Annotated in this window: 17 protein-coding genes; 12 read left to right on the top strand and 5 right to left on the bottom strand. The window is 73.0% G+C overall.

The features are described 5' to 3' along the window. The first annotated feature begins 85 nt into the window (after positions 1-85). Genes Q9250_RS06405 through Q9250_RS06385 form a run of 5 tightly spaced genes read left to right on the top strand, consistent with a single transcriptional unit; the run spans position 86 to position 4,679 of the window. A complete protein-coding gene (locus tag Q9250_RS06405; RefSeq protein ID WP_306233757.1) occupies positions 86-1,054 on the top strand; it encodes a DnaJ C-terminal domain-containing protein in 969 nt (322 codons plus the stop codon). Continuing rightward, positions 1,054-1,485 carry a heat shock protein transcriptional repressor HspR gene (locus Q9250_RS06400; RefSeq protein WP_306233756.1) on the top strand — a complete coding sequence of 144 codons (432 nt, stop codon included), beginning with the start codon at positions 1,054-1,056 and terminating at the stop codon, positions 1,483-1,485. Before Q9250_RS06405 ends, Q9250_RS06400 begins: the two co-directional genes overlap by 1 nt. Positions 1,486-1,523: 38 nt before the next feature. Then, positions 1,524-2,375 carry a hypothetical protein gene (locus Q9250_RS06395; protein ID WP_306233755.1) on the top strand — a complete coding sequence of 284 codons (852 nt, stop codon included), beginning with the start codon at positions 1,524-1,526 and terminating at the stop codon, positions 2,373-2,375. 25 nt (positions 2,376-2,400) lie between these two features. Beyond that, positions 2,401-3,672, top strand: coding sequence for a hypothetical protein (locus tag Q9250_RS06390; protein WP_306233754.1), 1,272 nt, complete (start codon positions 2,401-2,403; stop codon positions 3,670-3,672). A gap of 59 nt (positions 3,673-3,731) precedes the next feature. Then, positions 3,732-4,679 carry a hypothetical protein gene (locus Q9250_RS06385; protein ID WP_306233753.1) on the top strand — a complete coding sequence of 316 codons (948 nt, stop codon included), beginning with the start codon at positions 3,732-3,734 and terminating at the stop codon, positions 4,677-4,679. A 60-nt stretch (positions 4,680-4,739) separates the two neighbouring features. On the opposite strand, the gene Q9250_RS06380 is transcribed toward Q9250_RS06385, so the two are convergent. After that, positions 4,740-5,414 (bottom strand): TetR/AcrR family transcriptional regulator, encoded by a 675-nt coding sequence (locus Q9250_RS06380; protein ID WP_306233752.1) that lies wholly within the window; start codon positions 5,412-5,414, stop codon positions 4,740-4,742. 111 nt (positions 5,415-5,525) lie between these two features. Between Q9250_RS06380 and Q9250_RS06375 the strand changes: the two genes are divergently transcribed. The 5 genes from Q9250_RS06375 to Q9250_RS06355 all read left to right on the top strand — a co-directional run bounded on the left by Q9250_RS06375 (position 5,526) and on the right by Q9250_RS06355 (position 10,169). After that, entirely contained in the window at positions 5,526-6,359 is an 834-nt protein-coding gene (locus tag Q9250_RS06375; RefSeq protein WP_306233751.1) for a hypothetical protein, read from the top strand. Continuing rightward, the gene (locus Q9250_RS06370) at positions 6,356-6,847 is read left to right on the top strand and encodes a DUF6326 family protein (RefSeq protein WP_306233750.1); all 492 of its coding nucleotides are present in this window, start codon (positions 6,356-6,358) and stop codon (positions 6,845-6,847) included. The genes Q9250_RS06375 and Q9250_RS06370 overlap by 4 nt, the downstream gene beginning before the upstream one ends. Positions 6,848-6,967: 120 nt before the next feature. Beyond that, positions 6,968-7,630, top strand: a complete 663-nt coding sequence (locus Q9250_RS06365; protein WP_306233749.1) for a dihydrofolate reductase family protein — start codon at positions 6,968-6,970, stop codon at positions 7,628-7,630. A gap of 545 nt (positions 7,631-8,175) precedes the next feature. Next, positions 8,176-8,877, top strand: coding sequence for an ABC transporter ATP-binding protein (locus tag Q9250_RS06360; RefSeq protein ID WP_306233748.1), 702 nt, complete (start codon positions 8,176-8,178; stop codon positions 8,875-8,877). Beyond that, complete coding sequence (locus Q9250_RS06355) at positions 8,874-10,169, top strand: ABC transporter permease (protein ID WP_306233747.1); 1,296 nt, start codon at positions 8,874-8,876, stop codon at positions 10,167-10,169. The genes Q9250_RS06360 and Q9250_RS06355 overlap by 4 nt, the downstream gene beginning before the upstream one ends. A 196-nt stretch (positions 10,170-10,365) precedes the next feature. Here Q9250_RS06355 and Q9250_RS06350 read toward each other — a convergent pair whose 3' ends face one another. Next, positions 10,366-10,965, bottom strand: a complete 600-nt coding sequence (locus Q9250_RS06350; RefSeq protein WP_306233746.1) for an ATP-binding protein — start codon at positions 10,963-10,965, stop codon at positions 10,366-10,368. 149 nt (positions 10,966-11,114) lie between these two features. Here Q9250_RS06350 and Q9250_RS06345 point away from each other — a divergent pair, with 149 nt between their 5' ends. After that, entirely contained in the window at positions 11,115-11,660 is a 546-nt protein-coding gene (locus tag Q9250_RS06345) for a hypothetical protein (protein WP_306233745.1), read from the top strand. A gap of 76 nt (positions 11,661-11,736) precedes the next feature. Here Q9250_RS06345 and Q9250_RS06340 read toward each other — a convergent pair whose 3' ends face one another. Both Q9250_RS06340 and Q9250_RS06335 read right to left on the bottom strand, forming a co-directional pair. Continuing rightward, the gene (locus Q9250_RS06340) at positions 11,737-12,228 is read right to left on the bottom strand and encodes an Hsp20/alpha crystallin family protein (RefSeq protein ID WP_306233744.1); all 492 of its coding nucleotides are present in this window, start codon (positions 12,226-12,228) and stop codon (positions 11,737-11,739) included. A 148-nt stretch (positions 12,229-12,376) separates the two neighbouring features. Beyond that, a complete protein-coding gene (locus tag Q9250_RS06335) occupies positions 12,377-13,159 on the bottom strand; it encodes an alpha/beta fold hydrolase (RefSeq protein WP_306233743.1) in 783 nt (260 codons plus the stop codon). Between the two features lie 289 nt (positions 13,160-13,448). Here Q9250_RS06335 and Q9250_RS06330 point away from each other — a divergent pair, with 289 nt between their 5' ends. Then, complete coding sequence (locus Q9250_RS06330; RefSeq protein WP_306233742.1) at positions 13,449-14,615, top strand: D-alanyl-D-alanine carboxypeptidase family protein; 1,167 nt, start codon at positions 13,449-13,451, stop codon at positions 14,613-14,615. An 88-nt stretch (positions 14,616-14,703) separates the two neighbouring features. On the opposite strand, the gene Q9250_RS06325 is transcribed toward Q9250_RS06330, so the two are convergent. Further along, positions 14,704-15,429 (bottom strand): Pr6Pr family membrane protein, encoded by a 726-nt coding sequence (locus tag Q9250_RS06325; RefSeq protein WP_306233741.1) that lies wholly within the window; start codon positions 15,427-15,429, stop codon positions 14,704-14,706. Between the last annotated feature and the right edge of the window lie 31 nt (positions 15,430-15,460).

Below are 15,460 nucleotides of genomic sequence, written 5' to 3'. Positions count from 1 at the left end.
GGCTCGGCCGCAGGGATGGGTTCGGCCGCAGGGACGGATCCGGCAAAGATCGACCGGGCGCCGAAGGCGCGGGAGGGGGTGGCGCATGGCCAGCAATGACTGGTTCGACAAGGACTTCTACGCGGTGCTGGGCGTCGCCAAGGATGTCTCGGCAGCCGATCTGAAGAAGCACTACCGCAAGCTCGCGCGGCAGTTCCACCCGGATTCGAACCCGGGCGACGCCGCGGCCGAGGCGCGCTTCAAGGAGATCTCCGAGGCGCACGCCGTGCTCTCCGACCCCAAGCAGCGGCAGGAGTACGACGCCGTGCGGGCGATGGCGGGCGGCCGGCCCCGGTTCGCGCCGGGCGGCTCCGGCGGCTTCGAGGACGTCTTCGGCGGCTTCGGCGGCGGCCCGCGCGTGCAGTACTCGCAGGGTGACTTCGAGGATCTGCTGGGCGGCATGTTCGGCGGCGGCGGGGCAGGTGCGGGCGGCTTCGGCGGCGGCTTCGGCCAGCGCCGCCCCGCCCGCGGCCGCGACGTCACCGCACGGGCCGCGCTCGACTTCACCTCGGCGGTGCAGGGCGACACGCTCAAGCTCACCGTGGGCGGCAAGACGATGAACGTGAAGATCCCCGCCGGGGTGCACGACGGCCAGAAGATCAAGCTGGCCGGCAAGGGCGACCCGTCGGCGAGCGGCGGCGAGCCGGGCGACCTGATCCTCACGGTGCAGGTGCGCCCGCACCCGGTCTTCACGATGGATGGGCTCAACCTGCGCGTCGACGTGCCGGTGACGTTCGCCGAGGCCACCCTCGGCGCGACGATCGAGGTGCCGACGCTCGGCGGCGGCCCGGTGCGGCTGAAGGTCGCGCCCGGCACACCCTCGGGCCGCGTGCTGCGGGTCAAGGGGCGCGGCGTGGCCGGCAGGAAGGGCACGGGCGACCTGCTCGCGACCATCCAGGTCGCGGTGCCGAGCCACCTCACGAAGGAGCAGGTCGAGCACCTCGAGGCGTTCGTGCAGGCGGGCCCGAGCGACTCGCCCCGCGACGAGCTGCTGACGAAGGCCAAGGCCTCCTGATGCTCGGGCAGCCGGAGGGCCTCGACGAGACGTCGCCGATCTTCTCGATCGCGGCGGCCGCCGAGCTCGCCGGCCTGCACGCGCAGACGCTGCGGCAGTACGACCGGCTGGGGCTGGTCGAGCCCGCCCGCACCGCCGGCAACACGCGTCGCTACTCGATGCGCGACGTGGGGCGGCTGCGGCAGGTGCAGCTGCTCTCGAGCGAGGGCGTCTCGCTCGAGGGCATCCGCCGCATCCTCGACATGAGCGACGAGAACCGCGAGCTGCGCGCCCGCGTTCGCGAGCTCGAGACGGCACTGGCGGATGCGGTGATGCAGCAGCAGGGACGCCGCATCTTCGCGGCGGGCTCGGCGGGCATCCAGACGCTGCGCGCCGGCGCGCGCCCCTCGAAGCCCGGCTCCGTCGTCCTCTGGCGCGGTCCCACCCGCTGATCCGGGCTCGGCGGCGCGACGGGTGCCATGATGTGCCCGTGGAAGAGACCCCGCGGCCCCGGCCCGTCCAGCGCGACGCATCAGCGCCCATCCCCCTGCCCGTCGACGACGGCGAGACGCGCCCCATGCGCGCGAGCGCTCCCGCGACGGGCTCCGTGGCGGCGCAGCGCGTGTCGACGCCCCTGGCCGAGCGCTCCGCAGACGCGCCCACGACGGTGATCGACGAGCGCGACGAGCGCGCGGAGGCGGTCGACCGCATCCGCAACGGCCCCGTCAGCGTCGAGACCGTGCAGGTGCAGCGCCCCAAGCTCGGCAAGCGCGAGCGCCGCGGCGCCGCGATCGCCGGTGCGCTGGGCCTGCCGCTCGTGACGCTCGGCCTCATCACGCTCGCCGTGCCGATCGGCGCCTGGTACCTCACGACCGTCTTCAAGACGATCATCGTCGCCTTCACGAGCCTCTTCAGCGAGGCCACCGCGCGCGACCTCGACCAGCAGATCACCGCCGTCGACCCGACCACCTTCGGCAACGTGTCGTTCTGGCTGAGCATCATCGGCGCGGTCATGCTGCTCGGCGGACTGCTGCTGTCGTGGCTGGTGCTGCGGGCGCACCAGGTGTTCCACCCGGTGCTCGTGACGCTCACCGCCGTGCCGATGGGGCTCGGTCTATCGTTCGTGCTGCAGGCCGCGGCGGGCGCGCTGGGCGGCCTGTTCTTCCAGTTCGGCGATGGCGGCGTCTCGGCCGTGGTGGCGAACGCGATCTTCGGCGTGCTGCTCTTCCTGGTGCTCTCGGTCGCGATCGCGGTGGCCACCGGCATCCTCGTCTGGTGGTGGATGGCGTCGGTGTTCCGCGCGACGGTCGTCACCGGCGCGCCCGAGGCTGCCGCGCGCTGAGCCCCGCAGAGACCCTGACGCCCGCATGACCGATCCCGCTGCGCCGCCGCCGCCGGGCACCGACACCCCGGTGCCCGGCGATGCTGCCGCACGCGCGGCTGCGGCGGGTCGAGCGAAGGCGCTCCGGCCGGACTCGGCGCCGGCACGCGATGCGCTCGTGCCGACGACGGCCATCGAGAGTCGGGCACAGGAGCGGGCGCGGATGCGTCGCGAGCGCGCCGCGCTCGGTCCGCCGGTCATGCAGATGGTCGCGAACCCCGGCGCCGGGTCGTCCGGGGGAGCGGCGCTGCCGCCCGGCATGCGCCCGGCGATCGCCGCCTCGATGCCGTCGCGCTTCGTGCCGCCGCAGTGGCAGCCGGGGCCCTACGGAATGGTCTACGGCGGGGCGCCCTACGGGCAGCCGGTCGTGGCGGATCCGGCGGGGCAGGGTCCGGGACCGTATCCGCAGGGGCCGTATCCGCCCGGACCGCACCCGCAGCATCCGTACCCGCAGCTCCCGACCTACGCCCCGCCCATCCCGGGCCCGTATTCGCAGGGTGCGTACCCACAGGGTCCGTACGCGCTGGGCCCGTACGCCCCCGGCGGCTATGCGCCGCCGATGCCCATGCTCCTGCCCATGCCCCGCGTCACCTGGAGCAGCAAGCAGAAGCGTGTCGCGCTGCTCAGCTCTTGGATCGGCCAGACCGTCATGGCGCTGGCCACGCACCTGCTGACGGCGTTCGTGCTCGTGGTGGGCTTCGCGTTCCTGCTGCACCTCTCCGGCGACTCCGTCACCGACATCGACGCCGACTCCTTCACGTCGGTCGTGGCGCTCTGGACGACGCCCGACCGGGTCTGGGCGACCGTGATCATCGGCGCCCTGATCGGCGGCATGGTGCTCGCGCTCGGCTGGGTGCTCAGCGCCTTCTGGGCGAGGTCGGCCGGGCTGGCGAAGCCGCACCGCTCGGCGTGGCTGGCGTGGCTGTGCACGACGGCGGCGACCGGCGTGTTCGGCGTCGTCTACTGGCCGGGTGCGCTCCTGTTCGGCGTCGGAAGCCTCCTCGCGAGCAGCTCGTCGTCGCTGACGGTCGGCTCGATGTGGTCGACCCTGTTCGGGCTGCTGGCGATGGCGGTGCTGCTCACCGGCCTCGTCGGCATGGCCTTCGGCTGGATGTTCCTCACCACCGCGCGCCCGCCCGTCGACTTCCGGGCGCTCGCTGCGGCTGAGGAGGCCGCGGCTCGCGCCCGCGACGAGGAGGAGCTCGCGCAGGTGGCGCTGCGCGGTGCCCCGCGCTCGGCCCCGGCCGCCGGCGCATGAGCCGCCGCGGGCCCCGGACGCCCCGGCTCGACCCGCTCGATGCCGCGCAGCGTGCCGCGGTGCGCTCGGCGGGAGCGATCGGCATGTCGTTCGTCGCGGGCGGCGCGGCGCTGCTGTGGGGGCTCGTGGTCGTCGGCATCGTGCTGCTCATCGTGCGCGCGGCGATCATCGATCTGCTCGGCCAGGCCGACTGGGGCCGCGAGGTCGTGGCCTGGGCTGAGCGCCCCGACCTCTGGTGGGCGCTGCCGATCGTGCTGGCTCTGCTGCTCGTCGCGGGCGGCTCGATCTGGCTCGGCACGCACCTCTCGGCGGGGCGGATGCGTCGGGCCGGCGTCGCGGGAGCGGGCGCGGTCACGGCGCGCGGTGCCCTGCTCGGCACCGCGATCCAGGCGGTGCTCTCTGGCCTGTCGAGCCTGCTGCTGGGTCTCGTGACGCTGCTGACCGGCGTGGTCGCCTTCTGGATCGTGGCCGCGATCTGGGTGGTGCTCTCGATCGCCTCCGCGACGCTGATCGGCTGGGCGGCCGGGCCCGTGACCTGGCTGGCGATCGCGCGCCGTCAGGCGCGCCGGGCCGCGGCAGCTGGCGGGCCGGCGCAGCCGGTCGGCCCGTCCTCTGGCGCGGAGGAACGGAGCCCCATGACGATCCCTTCGGCCGCACCGAACGGTGGCGGTAGCGGTGACGCGGTCGCGCTCGTGCGGGCCGGGCTCACCGCCGGCGACGAGGTCGCGGTCGTGCTCGGCCTGCGGCGCACCTCGGTCGCGATCCCGGTCGACGGCGCGCAGCCGCGCATCGCGGTCGACGGCGACCGTCGGCTGCTGCCGGTGTTCCTCGACATGGCGTCGTGGCGGGCGTTCGGCCTGGAGGGCGAGCCGATGCTGCTGTCGCACGAGATGCTGCTGTCGCTGCTGCAGGCGATGACGCACGTCGACGGCGTGCTGATCGATCCGGCACTGCCGTCTGCGATGCAGATCCCGCGCACCGACCTCGTGCGGCTGCTGACCGCCTGAGGCAGACCTGGGCCGACCTCCTGATTCTCGGATCGCGTGGCGAGCCGCCAGCGATCGTCGCTACGCAGCGGCTCGCAGGGGCTCGAGGGCGGCCAGCACGAGGTCGAGGCCGAAGTCGAACTGCGCCGCCGGGTCGAAGCCGGCGGCGGCGAGCGCCGCGGCAGACTCGTTGAGGTAGGGGAACTCGTCAGGAGGAAGCTGGGGCAGATAGATGCCCTCGACCATGCCCGCGAGCTCCTCTGCGGTGTCGAACGGCAGGCTCGCCTCCTGCAGCGCGAAGCCGTACACATAGCTGTCGAGCAGCCAGTTGGCGTGCGTCGCCATCAGCACGGGGAAGCCAGCCTTCCGCAGGCAGGCGGTGACCGCCTCGTGGTGGCGGAGGTTCGCGGGCCCGGCCGAGGTCCGCGACTCCATCAGGCCGATCGCCCAGGGGTGACGTGCGAGCACCTGTCGGGCGGATGCCGCTCGTCGTCGCATCGCCGACTGCCAGTCGGTCCCTTCGGGCGGGAGCTCGATCTCGTCGAACACGACGTCGACCATGGCGTCCAGCAGCTCCTCCTTGCCCGCCACGTAGTGGTAGAGCGACATCGCGCCTGCGCCGAGCTCGCTGGCCAGCCGACGCATGCTCAATCCGTCGGCGCCCTCGTCGTCGGCCAGCCGGATGGCCTCGGCCACCACCCGTCGCTTGCTCAGGCCCGAGTCTGATGCGACCTTGCGTTGCCGCTTCGCTGGCACCGGTCTCTCCTCGCCCGCTCGAATGCTTGACACCAGTACAGCGTACGACAATAGTGTCTCGTACAGCGTACGACGTACGGTGTACGAACTGTCTAGGGCCAGGAGGATTCCGTGGGAATCGAACAGCGATGGAACGGCGAGGCGCCGGTGGAGCCGGGGGCGAGCCCGCCCGGGCTGGCGACGCTGCGGGTCGTCGGCGTGACGGCGATCGCGCTCGCGACGTCGATGGCGATCCAGAACGGGATGTTCGCAGCGACGGGCCCTCCCGGCTACGGCGACCCGATCGAGGAGGTGCTCGCCTGGCACGCGCAGAACCCGGTCGTGGTCGCGATCGCGGTCGGCCAGGAGGCGCTGCACGTGCCGCTGCTGCTCGGGTTCGTGACCGGCCTCCACGGGCTCGTCGCGCGTCGCGGGGGTGCGGGTGCGGACTGGTCGCGCCTCGCGGTCGCGGCCGCTGCGGTGCTCTCGGCGGTCTTCGCGCTCTACAGCGTCCTGTGGATCGGCACCGTGCTGGCCGCCCGCGACCTCGCCGAGCCGAGCCCGCTGTTCGAGCTCGTCTGGCAGCTGCACGCAGCGGCGTTCGCGCTCGCGCTGCCGGCGCTCGGCACCACCTTCATCGGCGCTGCGCTGGCGGCGCATGCCAGCCGGCTCGCGCCGCCATGGCAGCGCGTGCTCGGCGTGGCCGGGGGAGCGCTGCTGCTCGCCGCCGGGCTGGCCAGCTTCGCGATCGCGGACGGCTCGGCGCTCCTGTTCGTGGGGCTGCCCGGCGTCGCGGCCTGGCTCGTGTGGCTGCTGGTGACCGGCATGCGGCTGCTGCGCGCTCGAGCGGTCGACCTCCCCGCCGACGCGACGACCGACGAGAACGACTCGACCCATCCGCATGACCGCACAGACCGATCGCCGATCCGGCGGACGGACCGCTCCACTCGAAGGAAGCAGCGATGACCATCCGATCGAAGACCCCCAGCCTGCTCGAGAGCCCCACGATCCCCGTGCAGGCCAAGCTCGCCGCAGCGTGGACGAGCCTCGTGCTCCTCTACGCCTACGTCGACATCCTCGCCTTCTACAAGCCCGGCGTCGTCGACGACATCCTCGCCGGCGTCGTCTGGCAGTTCGACATCACCCCGACCTGGGCGATCACGGCGCTGACGCTGCTGGCGATCCCGATCGCCATGATCGTGCTCTCGATGGCGTTGCCCGCCCGGGCCAATCGCATCACCAACCTCGTCGCCGCCTCCGTGCAGATCCCCTTCGCGGCCTTCAACGCCGTGGGCCAGGTCGGCCAGGAGTGGATGTCCTTCTACGTGCTCGGCCTCGGGCTGGAAGTGATCCTGCTCGCCTTCATCCTGCGCTCCGCCTGGAAGTGGCCTCGAACCCTCCCCGTCGCAGCCGGTCCCGCGACGACCGACCTTCGACCGGGAGTAATCGCATAGACGCCTCGCAGAGCGCGCGCGTCGCGGCGCACCCCTTGCGGCTGCCGTGGCGCGCGAGCATGCTCGAACCTGCCGCGGCGCGCGCCCAGGAGCGCGCCGCTGCCTCGACGAGGAGGACGGATGCGACTGGTCGCGCACGAGTTCATGACGCTCGACGGCGTCATGCAGGGTCCGGGCGGTGCCGAGGAGGACACCTCGGGCGGCTTCCGGTGGGGCGGATGGGGTGCCACGATCTTCGACGACGTGGTCGCCGAGACCGTGGACGGCTGGTTCAAGAAGACCGATGCGCTGCTGTTCGGCCGCACCACCTACGACATGATGGCCGACTACTGGCCGCAGGTCACCGATCCCGACGACCTGGTGGCGGCGCGGCTGAACGCGATGCCGAAGCACGTCGTCTCGGGCACGCTGTCGGCCGGCGACGCCCCGTGGGAGCACACGGCGTCGGTGTTCTCCACCGACGTGCCGCAGCGCATCCGCGACCTGAAGGCGGCAGGCGAGGGCGAGCTGCAGGTGCACGGCTCGTGGCAGCTGCTGCAGACACTGCTGGCCGAGTCGCTCATCGACGAGCTGCGGCTGATCGTGGTGCCGAAGGTGATCGGCTCGGGCAAGCGGGTGTTCGAGGGCGCCGGCCCGACGGGGTTCCAGGTGCTGGATGCGCGGGTCGCCACGAACGGGTGCGTCGCGATGACGCTCGTGCCGACGCCGTTCACCACGGCGACCTTCGCGGTGATCGACGGCAAGGAGCAGATGGTCGACGAGCGCGACGGCGACTCCGCCTGACCCCCCGCCCGCCCCGCCCCGCCTGCCCGTCGAGTGGCGCCTCCCGCGTCTGACTGGCGCCTCCCGCACCTGACTGGCGCCTCCCGCACCTGAGCGGCGCCTCCCGCGCCTGACTGGCGCCTCCCGCACCTGAGCGGCGCCTCCCGCGCCTGACTGGCGCCTCCCGCACCTGACTGGCGCCTCCCGCACCTGAGCNAAGGAGCAGATGGTCGACGAGCGCGACGGCGACTCCGCCTGACCCCCCGCCCGCCCCGCCCCGCCTGCCCGTCGAGTGGCGCCTCCCGCGTCTGACTGGCGCCTCCCGCACCTGACTGGCGCCTCCCGCACCTGAGCGGCGCCTCCCGCACCTGACTGGCGCCTCCCGCACCTGACTGGCGCGTCCCGCGTCTGACTGGCGCTTCCGGCGTTCGAGTGGCGGCTCCCGAGCCGGCCCGCGGCGGTGAACCGGGGGATAACCCTCCGGTCAACCCCCTGCCCCGGCAGATGCCGCAGGAGCAGGATCAAGTCGTCGCGAGTTCCGCGACTCCCCCCAACCAGGAGCGGCCATGCCCGACCTCGTGCTCGATGCACAGAACATCCACAAGTCCTACGGCTCCGGCGACAGCCGGTTCGACGCGCTGAAGGGCGTGACGCTGCAGGTGCAGCGCGGTGAGTCGCTCGCCATCATCGGCAAGAGCGGCTCGGGCAAGTCGACCCTCATGCACATCCTCGCCCTGCTCGACGCCCCCGACGCCGGCAGCCTCGCGATCGACGGCACCGACGCGACCGGCCTCGGCACGGCAGCGATCCACCGCCTGCGCAACGAGGACTTCGGCTTCGTCTTCCAGCAGTTCTTCCTCGTGCCCGACGCGACCGTGCTCGAGAACGTCGTGCTGCCGCTCAAGATCGCAGGGCTCGGCAAGCGCGAGCGCACCGAGCGCGGCATGGCGGCGCTCCGCGCGCTCGAGCTCGACGACAAGGCGGGCAACCGCGCCACCGCGCTCTCGGGCGGGCAGAAGCAGCGGGCCGTGATCGCCCGGGCGCTCATCACCGAGCCGAAGGTGATCTTCGCCGACGAGCCGACCGGCAACCTCGACTCCGTCACCGGCCGCACGGTCGAGGACATCCTCTTCGACCTCAACCGCACCCAGGGGATCACGCTCGTGATCGTCACGCACGACGAGGAGCTCGCGGCCCGCTGCGACCGGCAGATCCACCTGCGCGACGGCCTCGAGATCGCGCCCGAGCTCGTGGAGGTGACGGCATGAGGGCCCGCGACGTCATCGCCTCGGCGGTGCAGAACACGTTCCGCAGCAAGCTGCGCACCTCGCTGACGGTGATCGCCATCTTCATCGGAGCGTTCACCCTCACGATCACCAGCGCCATCGGCGCCGGTGTGTCGAGCTTCATCGACAGCCAGGTCGGCGCGATCGGCGCCCCCGGCGTGCTCTCCGTGACGGCCGCGCCCGAGGACGGCCCGGTCGACGACGGCCCGTCGCTCTACGACCCGGAGCGGGCGACCGGCGGCGCCGCCGCGGTCGACGGCCCTCCCGGGTTCGTGCCGGGAGGCATGAACGAGTCCGACCTCGACGCCATCGCGGGTGTCGCCGGCATCACCGAGGTGACGCCGATGATCTCGCTGCAGGTCGACTACATCGAGGCGGGCGGCTCCGAGCAGTACCAGCTGCCGCTCGACCTCGCCACGGGCGCGTTCGTGCCCGACCTGGCCGCGGGCACCGCGGTCGCCGACGTGGCCGAGCCCCAGGTGCAGCTGCCCCTCGACTACGTCGACGCGCTGGGCTTCGCCGACGCCGGCGCCATGATCGGCGAGACGGGCACCCTCGGGGTGACGGATGCCGTGGGCTCGCACCACGAGGTCGGTGCGGTCGTCGTCGGGGTCATGAACCCCGGCCTGCTCGAGCTGGGCGCCGAGACCAACCTGGCGCTCGCGGATGCCGTGCGCGAAGCGCAGCAGACGGGCATGGTCGGCGATGTGTCGCCGGTCTACCTGGCGGTGAACGCCTCGATCGACCCTGCCTCGACCCCGGAGCAGATCGCGGCGATCAAGGACGACCTGCTGGCCGAGGGCTTCTCGGGCATGACGGTCGCCGACCAGATCGGCACGTTCAAGACCGTGATCGACGTGGTCACCGGCATCCTCAACGCCTTCGCGGTCATCGCGCTGCTGGCGGCGGGCTTCGGCATCGTCAACACGCTGCTGATGAGCGTGCAGGAGCGCACCCGCGAGATCGGCCTGATGAAGGCGATGGGCATGCGCTCGGGCAAGGTGTTCGGGCTGTTCTCGATGGAGGCCGTCTTCATCGGCTTCCTCGGCAGCGCGCTCGGCGCGGGGGTCGCGATCCTGCTCGGGGTGACCGTCAGCCCGATCCTCGCGCAGGGGCTCTTCGCCGAGCTGCCCGGCCTCGAGATCGTGCGCTTCGAGCCGCTGTCGATCGCGCTGATCATGGCCGTCGTGATGGGCATCGCGTTCCTCGCCGGCACGCTGCCGGCCCGCCGCGCGTCGTCGCTGCAGCCGATCGAGGCGCTCCGCTACGAGTAGCGGCGCGGCGCTGCGCAGGCGCCTCCGCACAACGCAAGCCCGTCGACCGTGTTCCGCGGCGAACGAGGGCCGCCCGGCCCGGATCCCCCGAGATCCGGGCCGGCGGCTTGCGTTGTGCGTCGAAGTGCGGGGCAGCCGCGGCCGCGGCCGCGGCTGGGGCGGGCCCCGCTGGGGGCAGGGTGGGCCGGCCGCCGCCTCAGCGGGCGCGGGCGAGCATGCGCGTGGCGGTGCGCACGCGCACGGGCCGGCACCCCGCATCCGTCAGCGCCTTGACGATCGCCGGCTCGCGGCCCGCGAGGATCAGCCCGCGCTTCACCAGGAACGCCGGGCTCTTGCGGTGCTCGCGCAGGTCGCGGGCGAAGCGCAGGCCCATCGTCACCCAGCGCGAGCGGCGCACGCACAGCGCTTCGGCGAGGATGCCGCGGCGGCGCGCCTCGGCCACCACCTCGGCGACGAAGATGCCCTCCGCCACGAAGCGGGTGGCGCCGCCGAGCGTCACCTCGTGGGTGCCGGCGGATGCGCTGCGGGAGATGTCGTAGACCGGTGCGGCCGTGCGGCCGGTGCGCGCGAGCTGCTCGAGCGCGTCGAGCGCGCGGTCGCGGTGCCACGATGCGGGGTGATCCCAGTCGGCCTCGCCGCTGTCGAGGCGGGGGAGGGCGGGGTCGTCGCCCTCGCGGTAGAAGTCGTCGAGGCGGAGGATCGGCAAGCCGCTCAGCTCGGCGATGCGCGACTTGCCGGAGCCCGACGCGCCGCCGATGAGCACGACCTTCGCGAGGGGCTCGGCGGCGTCAGGCATGAGGAGCATTCTGCCGGACGCGGGGCCTCGCGCCCGCATCGTGAGCGGGCCGGGCGCCCGCTTCGCGAGCGGAGGGCGCCCAGCGACCACGGTCGCGACCGGTGCTGCGGTGGCGACCGGACCCGACGCATCCGAGTAGCGTCGTGGGAGTGACCGAGACCCCCAGAACCCCCATCCTCCGCGGCGCGAACCCGACGGTGCAGCTGCTCGACGGCGACGAGACGGTGACGCTCGCGTCGGTCTGGCGCGTCGACGAGTCGCCGATGGGGTCGGGCACGGCGCTGATCCTCTGGCACGCGGGGCTCGTGCGGGTGATCGGCATCGACCCGGGCCTGACGTCGTGGCTGTCGGGCCGCTTCGTGCGGCACCTGCCCGAGGCCGCGGGGCTCGACTGGTCGCAGGTCGACGTGCGCACCGACGAGGTCGCGGTCGAGCTGTCGGAGTCCGGGCTCGTGGCGCGGGCGGTCGGCATCGAGGTGCGCATCGACGACGTGCTGGGCGAGCGGGCCGTCGCGACCGACGAGCTCGAGCTCGACGGCGTCGAGCACAGCCTGGCGCTGCGGCTGCTGCCGTGCCGGCGCGGCTCGATCGAGCTCGACGGGGTCGCGCTCGCCGGCGAGCCGCGCGTCGACGAGACCGCCGAGCCGCCGCGCTCGACCGCGTTCCTCGCGCTCGACGGAGTCTGGAGCCGCTGACCGGAGCCTGCGCCGTACGCACAGAGGCGGTGCCGGCCCGTTGGGCCTGCACCGCCTGCGCTCGCGGCGTGCCGCGTCAGCTCGTCGAGCCCGCCTGGGCCCGGGCGTTCGAGCCCTCGCCCGAACTCGAGCCGCTGCCGGCGTCGATCTGCGTGCGGCCGCCGCCCTGCTGCACCTCGATCTTGCGCGGCTTCGCGCGCTCGGCGACCGGGATCGTGAGCGTGAGCACGCCGTGCTCGTACGAGGCCTCGATGGCGTCGAGGTCGACGTCGGAGCCGAGGCTCAGCTGCCGGATGTAGCGGCCGGCGGGCCGCTCCTGCGCGATCCACTGCCGCTGGTCGCCGCCGCCGATCGTGCGCTCGGCCTGGATCGTCAGCGTGCCGGCATCGACGCCGAGGTCGATCGAGCCCGGATCGATGCCGGGCAGGTCGACGTGCACCACGTAGTGGTCGTCAGAGCGGTAGAGGTCCATCGGCATCCAGCTGGAGCCTGCGGAGCCGCCGCTGCCGGTCAGCAGTCGTGCCGCCATGCGGTCCATCTCGCGGAACGGGTCGAAGGTCAGTGCCACGAACAACCACCTCCTCACGCCGGGCCGCCGCCCTGCGCGGCGGCCGAAGTGTTCTGGCAGTCCACCGAGGCGGGGCCCCGAGGGACGCCTCCAGTATTGGCACTCTCACCTGGAGAGTGCTAAAAACGACCTCAAAGCTCGCTGAAGATCAGGCCCCGTCGCCGAGGAAGCGCTCGAGCAGCGCCGTCACGATCGCCGGCTGCGACGAGTGCACCCAGTGCCCGGCGCCCTTCACGGTGACCCGCCGCACGTGCGGGAAGCGCGCCTCCATCGCCTCCCGGAACTCGTCGCGCACGTAGCGCGACTCGGCGCCCGCGATCCACAGCACCGGCCCCTCGTAGACCGCGTCGGTCTCGGGCCAGCCGCGCAGCGTCGACAGGTCGCGCCGCAGCACCTCGAGGTTGGGCAGCCAGCGCCAGCCGTCGTCGCCTTCCGCACCCCGCTCGTGGCGCAGGTTGGTCATCAGGAAGGCGCGCACGCCCGGGTCCGGCACCGCCTCGGCCAGCGCCGCATCCGCCTCGCCGCGCGAGCCGAGCGCCGCCAGGTCGATCGCGAGCATCGCGTCGATGAAGCCGCGGAACTCGTCGCTCTCGCGGTACTGCACCGGGGAGACGTCGACGACGCACAGCCGCGCGACCTTGTCGGGATGCCGCAGCGCGGTGAGCATCGCCGCCTTGCCGCCCATCGAGTGACCGACGAGCGTCGCGGGCTCGTCGATGACGCCCGCCACCGCATCCGCCATCTCGACGTAGTCGAGCCGCTCCGTCCACGGCGAGCGCCCGTGGTTGGGCATGTCGACGAGCGTCACGCGATGCCGAGCGCTCAGCGCCTTGCCGATCTGCGTCCAGTTCTTGCCCTGCCCGAACAGCCCGTGGCAGAAGACGACGGGCAAGCCCTGCTCGCCGAGCTGCGTGGTGTGGAGGTCGCTCACTCCGCCAGCGTAATGATGGCGGGCGGATGCGTCGTGGGGCGCCGCGAGGTCGGTCGCAGGCGGTGAGTGCGCGGGCGCGCGAGTGGCCGCAGAGGACTGTGCGGCGCGGAATGCCGGGCGACGATCGCGTGTTCCCATATCACAGCGAGCGCCCCTCGCGCGCGCGAAGCCACCGGAAGGCAGGCCGAGCATCGAGCCCCTCGAGCACAGGTCGACGATCGCGACCTCGGGCGCGCGACGTCCACGACGCGCGCGGCGCGCCCGCTTCGCGCTCGCGAGCGTCACGGCGATGGCCCTCGGCGTCGCTGGGGTGGGCGCGGTGACCGTCGCGAGCGCCGCGCCCCCTTCGGCGACGCTGAGCGTCGAGCAGATCGAGACCGAGATCGGGCAGGCGACGGTGGACTGGCCCGCGGGCGTCGCGGCTGCGGCCTTCGAGGTCGAGGGCATCGAGGGTGCGACGGGCTTCGCCGGCGACACGGGATCGCGACCCATGGCGAGCGTCGCGAAGCTGCTCTTCGCTGCCGTGCTGCTGGATGCGCGCCCCTTGGCACCGGGTGAGGCCGGGCCGTCGATCACGCTCAGCGAGCGCGACGTGGCCCACCTCGCCGCTGGTGTCCGGCAGGGCGCCTCGGTGCTGCCCGTGGCCGTCGGCGACGTGCTGACGCAGCGCCAGCTGCTCGAGGCTGCGATGCTCATCAGTGCCTCCAACGCGACGATGACGCTCGCCGACTGGGCGTGGGGCAGCCACGACGGCTACCTCGCGGCCGCCGGAGCATGGCTCGACGAACAGGGCATCGTGGGGCTCGAGGTCGCCGACGCGACCGGCCTCAGCGCCCGCGGCGTCGCGACGACCGCCGGCCTCCTCGACCTCATGGATGCCGTCGATGCGCGGCCCGCCCTGCGGGAGATCAGCGGCACGGCCACGGCCACGCTGCCGCGGATCGGGCTGATCGAGAACACCAACGAGGCGCTCGGCTCGGCGGGCATCGACAGCGGCAAGACCGGCAATCTTTACGCGCACGGGCGCACCGTGCTCGTGAGCGCGACGCGCGTCGTCGGCGGCACGCCCGTGCGCGTTCGCGTCGCGCTGCTGGGCATCCAGCCCGGCGTCGATCGCGGCGCGGTGACCGCCGCGCTGGTCGACAGCGTCGCGACCAACCTGCAGTGGCTGACCGTGCTGCCCGCCGACGCCGAGGTCGCGCACGACGTGCCCTGGGGCGCTCCGGTCGAGCTCGAGACGACCTCGGCCATCCACATCCTGCACTGGCGCGGCACGCCCGTTCGGGTCGCGGTGCACGCGCCTGCGGCGTGGGATCCGGATGCTGCGGCGTCGCTCGACCTGCAGGTCGGGGACACCTCGCGCTCGGTCGCGCTCGCACCGTCCGGCGCCCCGACCGAGCCGAGCCTCGACTGGCGGCTGCAGCGCGCCGCCGAGGCGCTGGCCAAACGGCTGTAGCGGCACGCGAGCAGGCCCCGTCGCCGGAGCGAGCGATCCCCTCGTCGTCGAAGAAGCGCTGTCGGCGGGATGCGTCGGCTCGCCCCCGTCAGGCGCCCACGGGCGCCGCTTCGGTCGCCCGCCGGCGCTGCGCGCGCGAGATCGCGATCATGCCCGACGCCGCGAGCAGCACCGTCGCGGCGACGATCGCGCCCATCATGGCGACGCCGGCGTAGCCGTTGGCATGGGTCGCCGGGTCGAGGAACGGATAGGGGTACCACCAGTCGCGGCCGCTCGCCTGGTCGAGGGTGAAGGGTCCGCGCAGCAGCGTGTAGGCGAGCCACACGACGGGGAACACCGCGACGATGCCGATGTCGCCGAAGCGCAGGTCGCGCTTGCCCGAGCTCAGCAGCCAGTCGATCAGCATCCACAGCGGCGCGATGAGGTGCAGCACCTCGTTCGACCAGCCGAGGGTCGCGCCCTGCGGCAGCTCGATGCCGCGCAGGAGCGTGTTGTAGACGATGCCGGTGACGACCATGTACGTGGCGGCGCACAGCAGCAGCACGTCGAAGCGGCGACCGATGCGGGGCCGCCCGAGCTGCGCGGCGACGAGCACGGCGAGCACCACCATCGCCAGCACGTTCGACTCGATGGTGAAGAAGCTGAAGAAGTTGGCGAGGTCGAGCGCGATCGACGCGTCGCCGCGCGCCGTCCAGAAGGTGACGCTGGTGATGAGCTGCCCGACGATCGCGGCGAGGATCGCGAAGGCGATCACGGCGCGGCCGACGAGCAGCAATCGGCGGATGGGCGAGGCCTTCGTCGTGCTGGTCGACATGTGTGCTCCCGCGGCTCGGCGGCATCAGGGC

The sequence above is a fragment of the Agrococcus beijingensis genome (assembly GCF_030758955.1).
GTDB lineage: Bacteria > Actinomycetota > Actinomycetes > Actinomycetales > Microbacteriaceae > Agrococcus > Agrococcus beijingensis.
This window is presented reverse-complemented; position numbering and strand designations above follow the sequence as displayed.

What these genes read in the sequence shown, in the direction of transcription:
- Q9250_RS06400 (WP_306233756.1), top strand. Translation starts at nt 1,054, where the DNA reads ATGCTCGGGCAGCCGGAGGGCCTCGACGAGACGTCGCCGATCTTCTCG.
- Q9250_RS06360 (WP_306233748.1), top strand. Translation starts at nt 8,176, where the DNA reads ATGCCCGACCTCGTGCTCGATGCACAGAACATCCACAAGTCCTACGGC.
- Q9250_RS06325 (WP_306233741.1), bottom strand. Translation starts at nt 15,429, where the DNA reads ATGTCGACCAGCACGACGAAGGCCTCGCCCATCCGCCGATTGCTGCTC.
- Q9250_RS06370 (WP_306233750.1), top strand. Translation starts at nt 6,356, where the DNA reads ATGACCATCCGATCGAAGACCCCCAGCCTGCTCGAGAGCCCCACGATC.
- Q9250_RS06390 (WP_306233754.1), top strand. Translation starts at nt 2,401, where the DNA reads ATGACCGATCCCGCTGCGCCGCCGCCGCCGGGCACCGACACCCCGGTG.
- Q9250_RS06330 (WP_306233742.1), top strand. Translation starts at nt 13,449, where the DNA reads ATGGCCCTCGGCGTCGCTGGGGTGGGCGCGGTGACCGTCGCGAGCGCC.
- Q9250_RS06365 (WP_306233749.1), top strand. Translation starts at nt 6,968, where the DNA reads ATGCGACTGGTCGCGCACGAGTTCATGACGCTCGACGGCGTCATGCAG.
- Q9250_RS06355 (WP_306233747.1), top strand. Translation starts at nt 8,874, where the DNA reads ATGAGGGCCCGCGACGTCATCGCCTCGGCGGTGCAGAACACGTTCCGC.
- Q9250_RS06405 (WP_306233757.1), top strand. Translation starts at nt 86, where the DNA reads ATGGCCAGCAATGACTGGTTCGACAAGGACTTCTACGCGGTGCTGGGC.
- Q9250_RS06350 (WP_306233746.1), bottom strand. Translation starts at nt 10,965, where the DNA reads ATGCCTGACGCCGCCGAGCCCCTCGCGAAGGTCGTGCTCATCGGCGGC.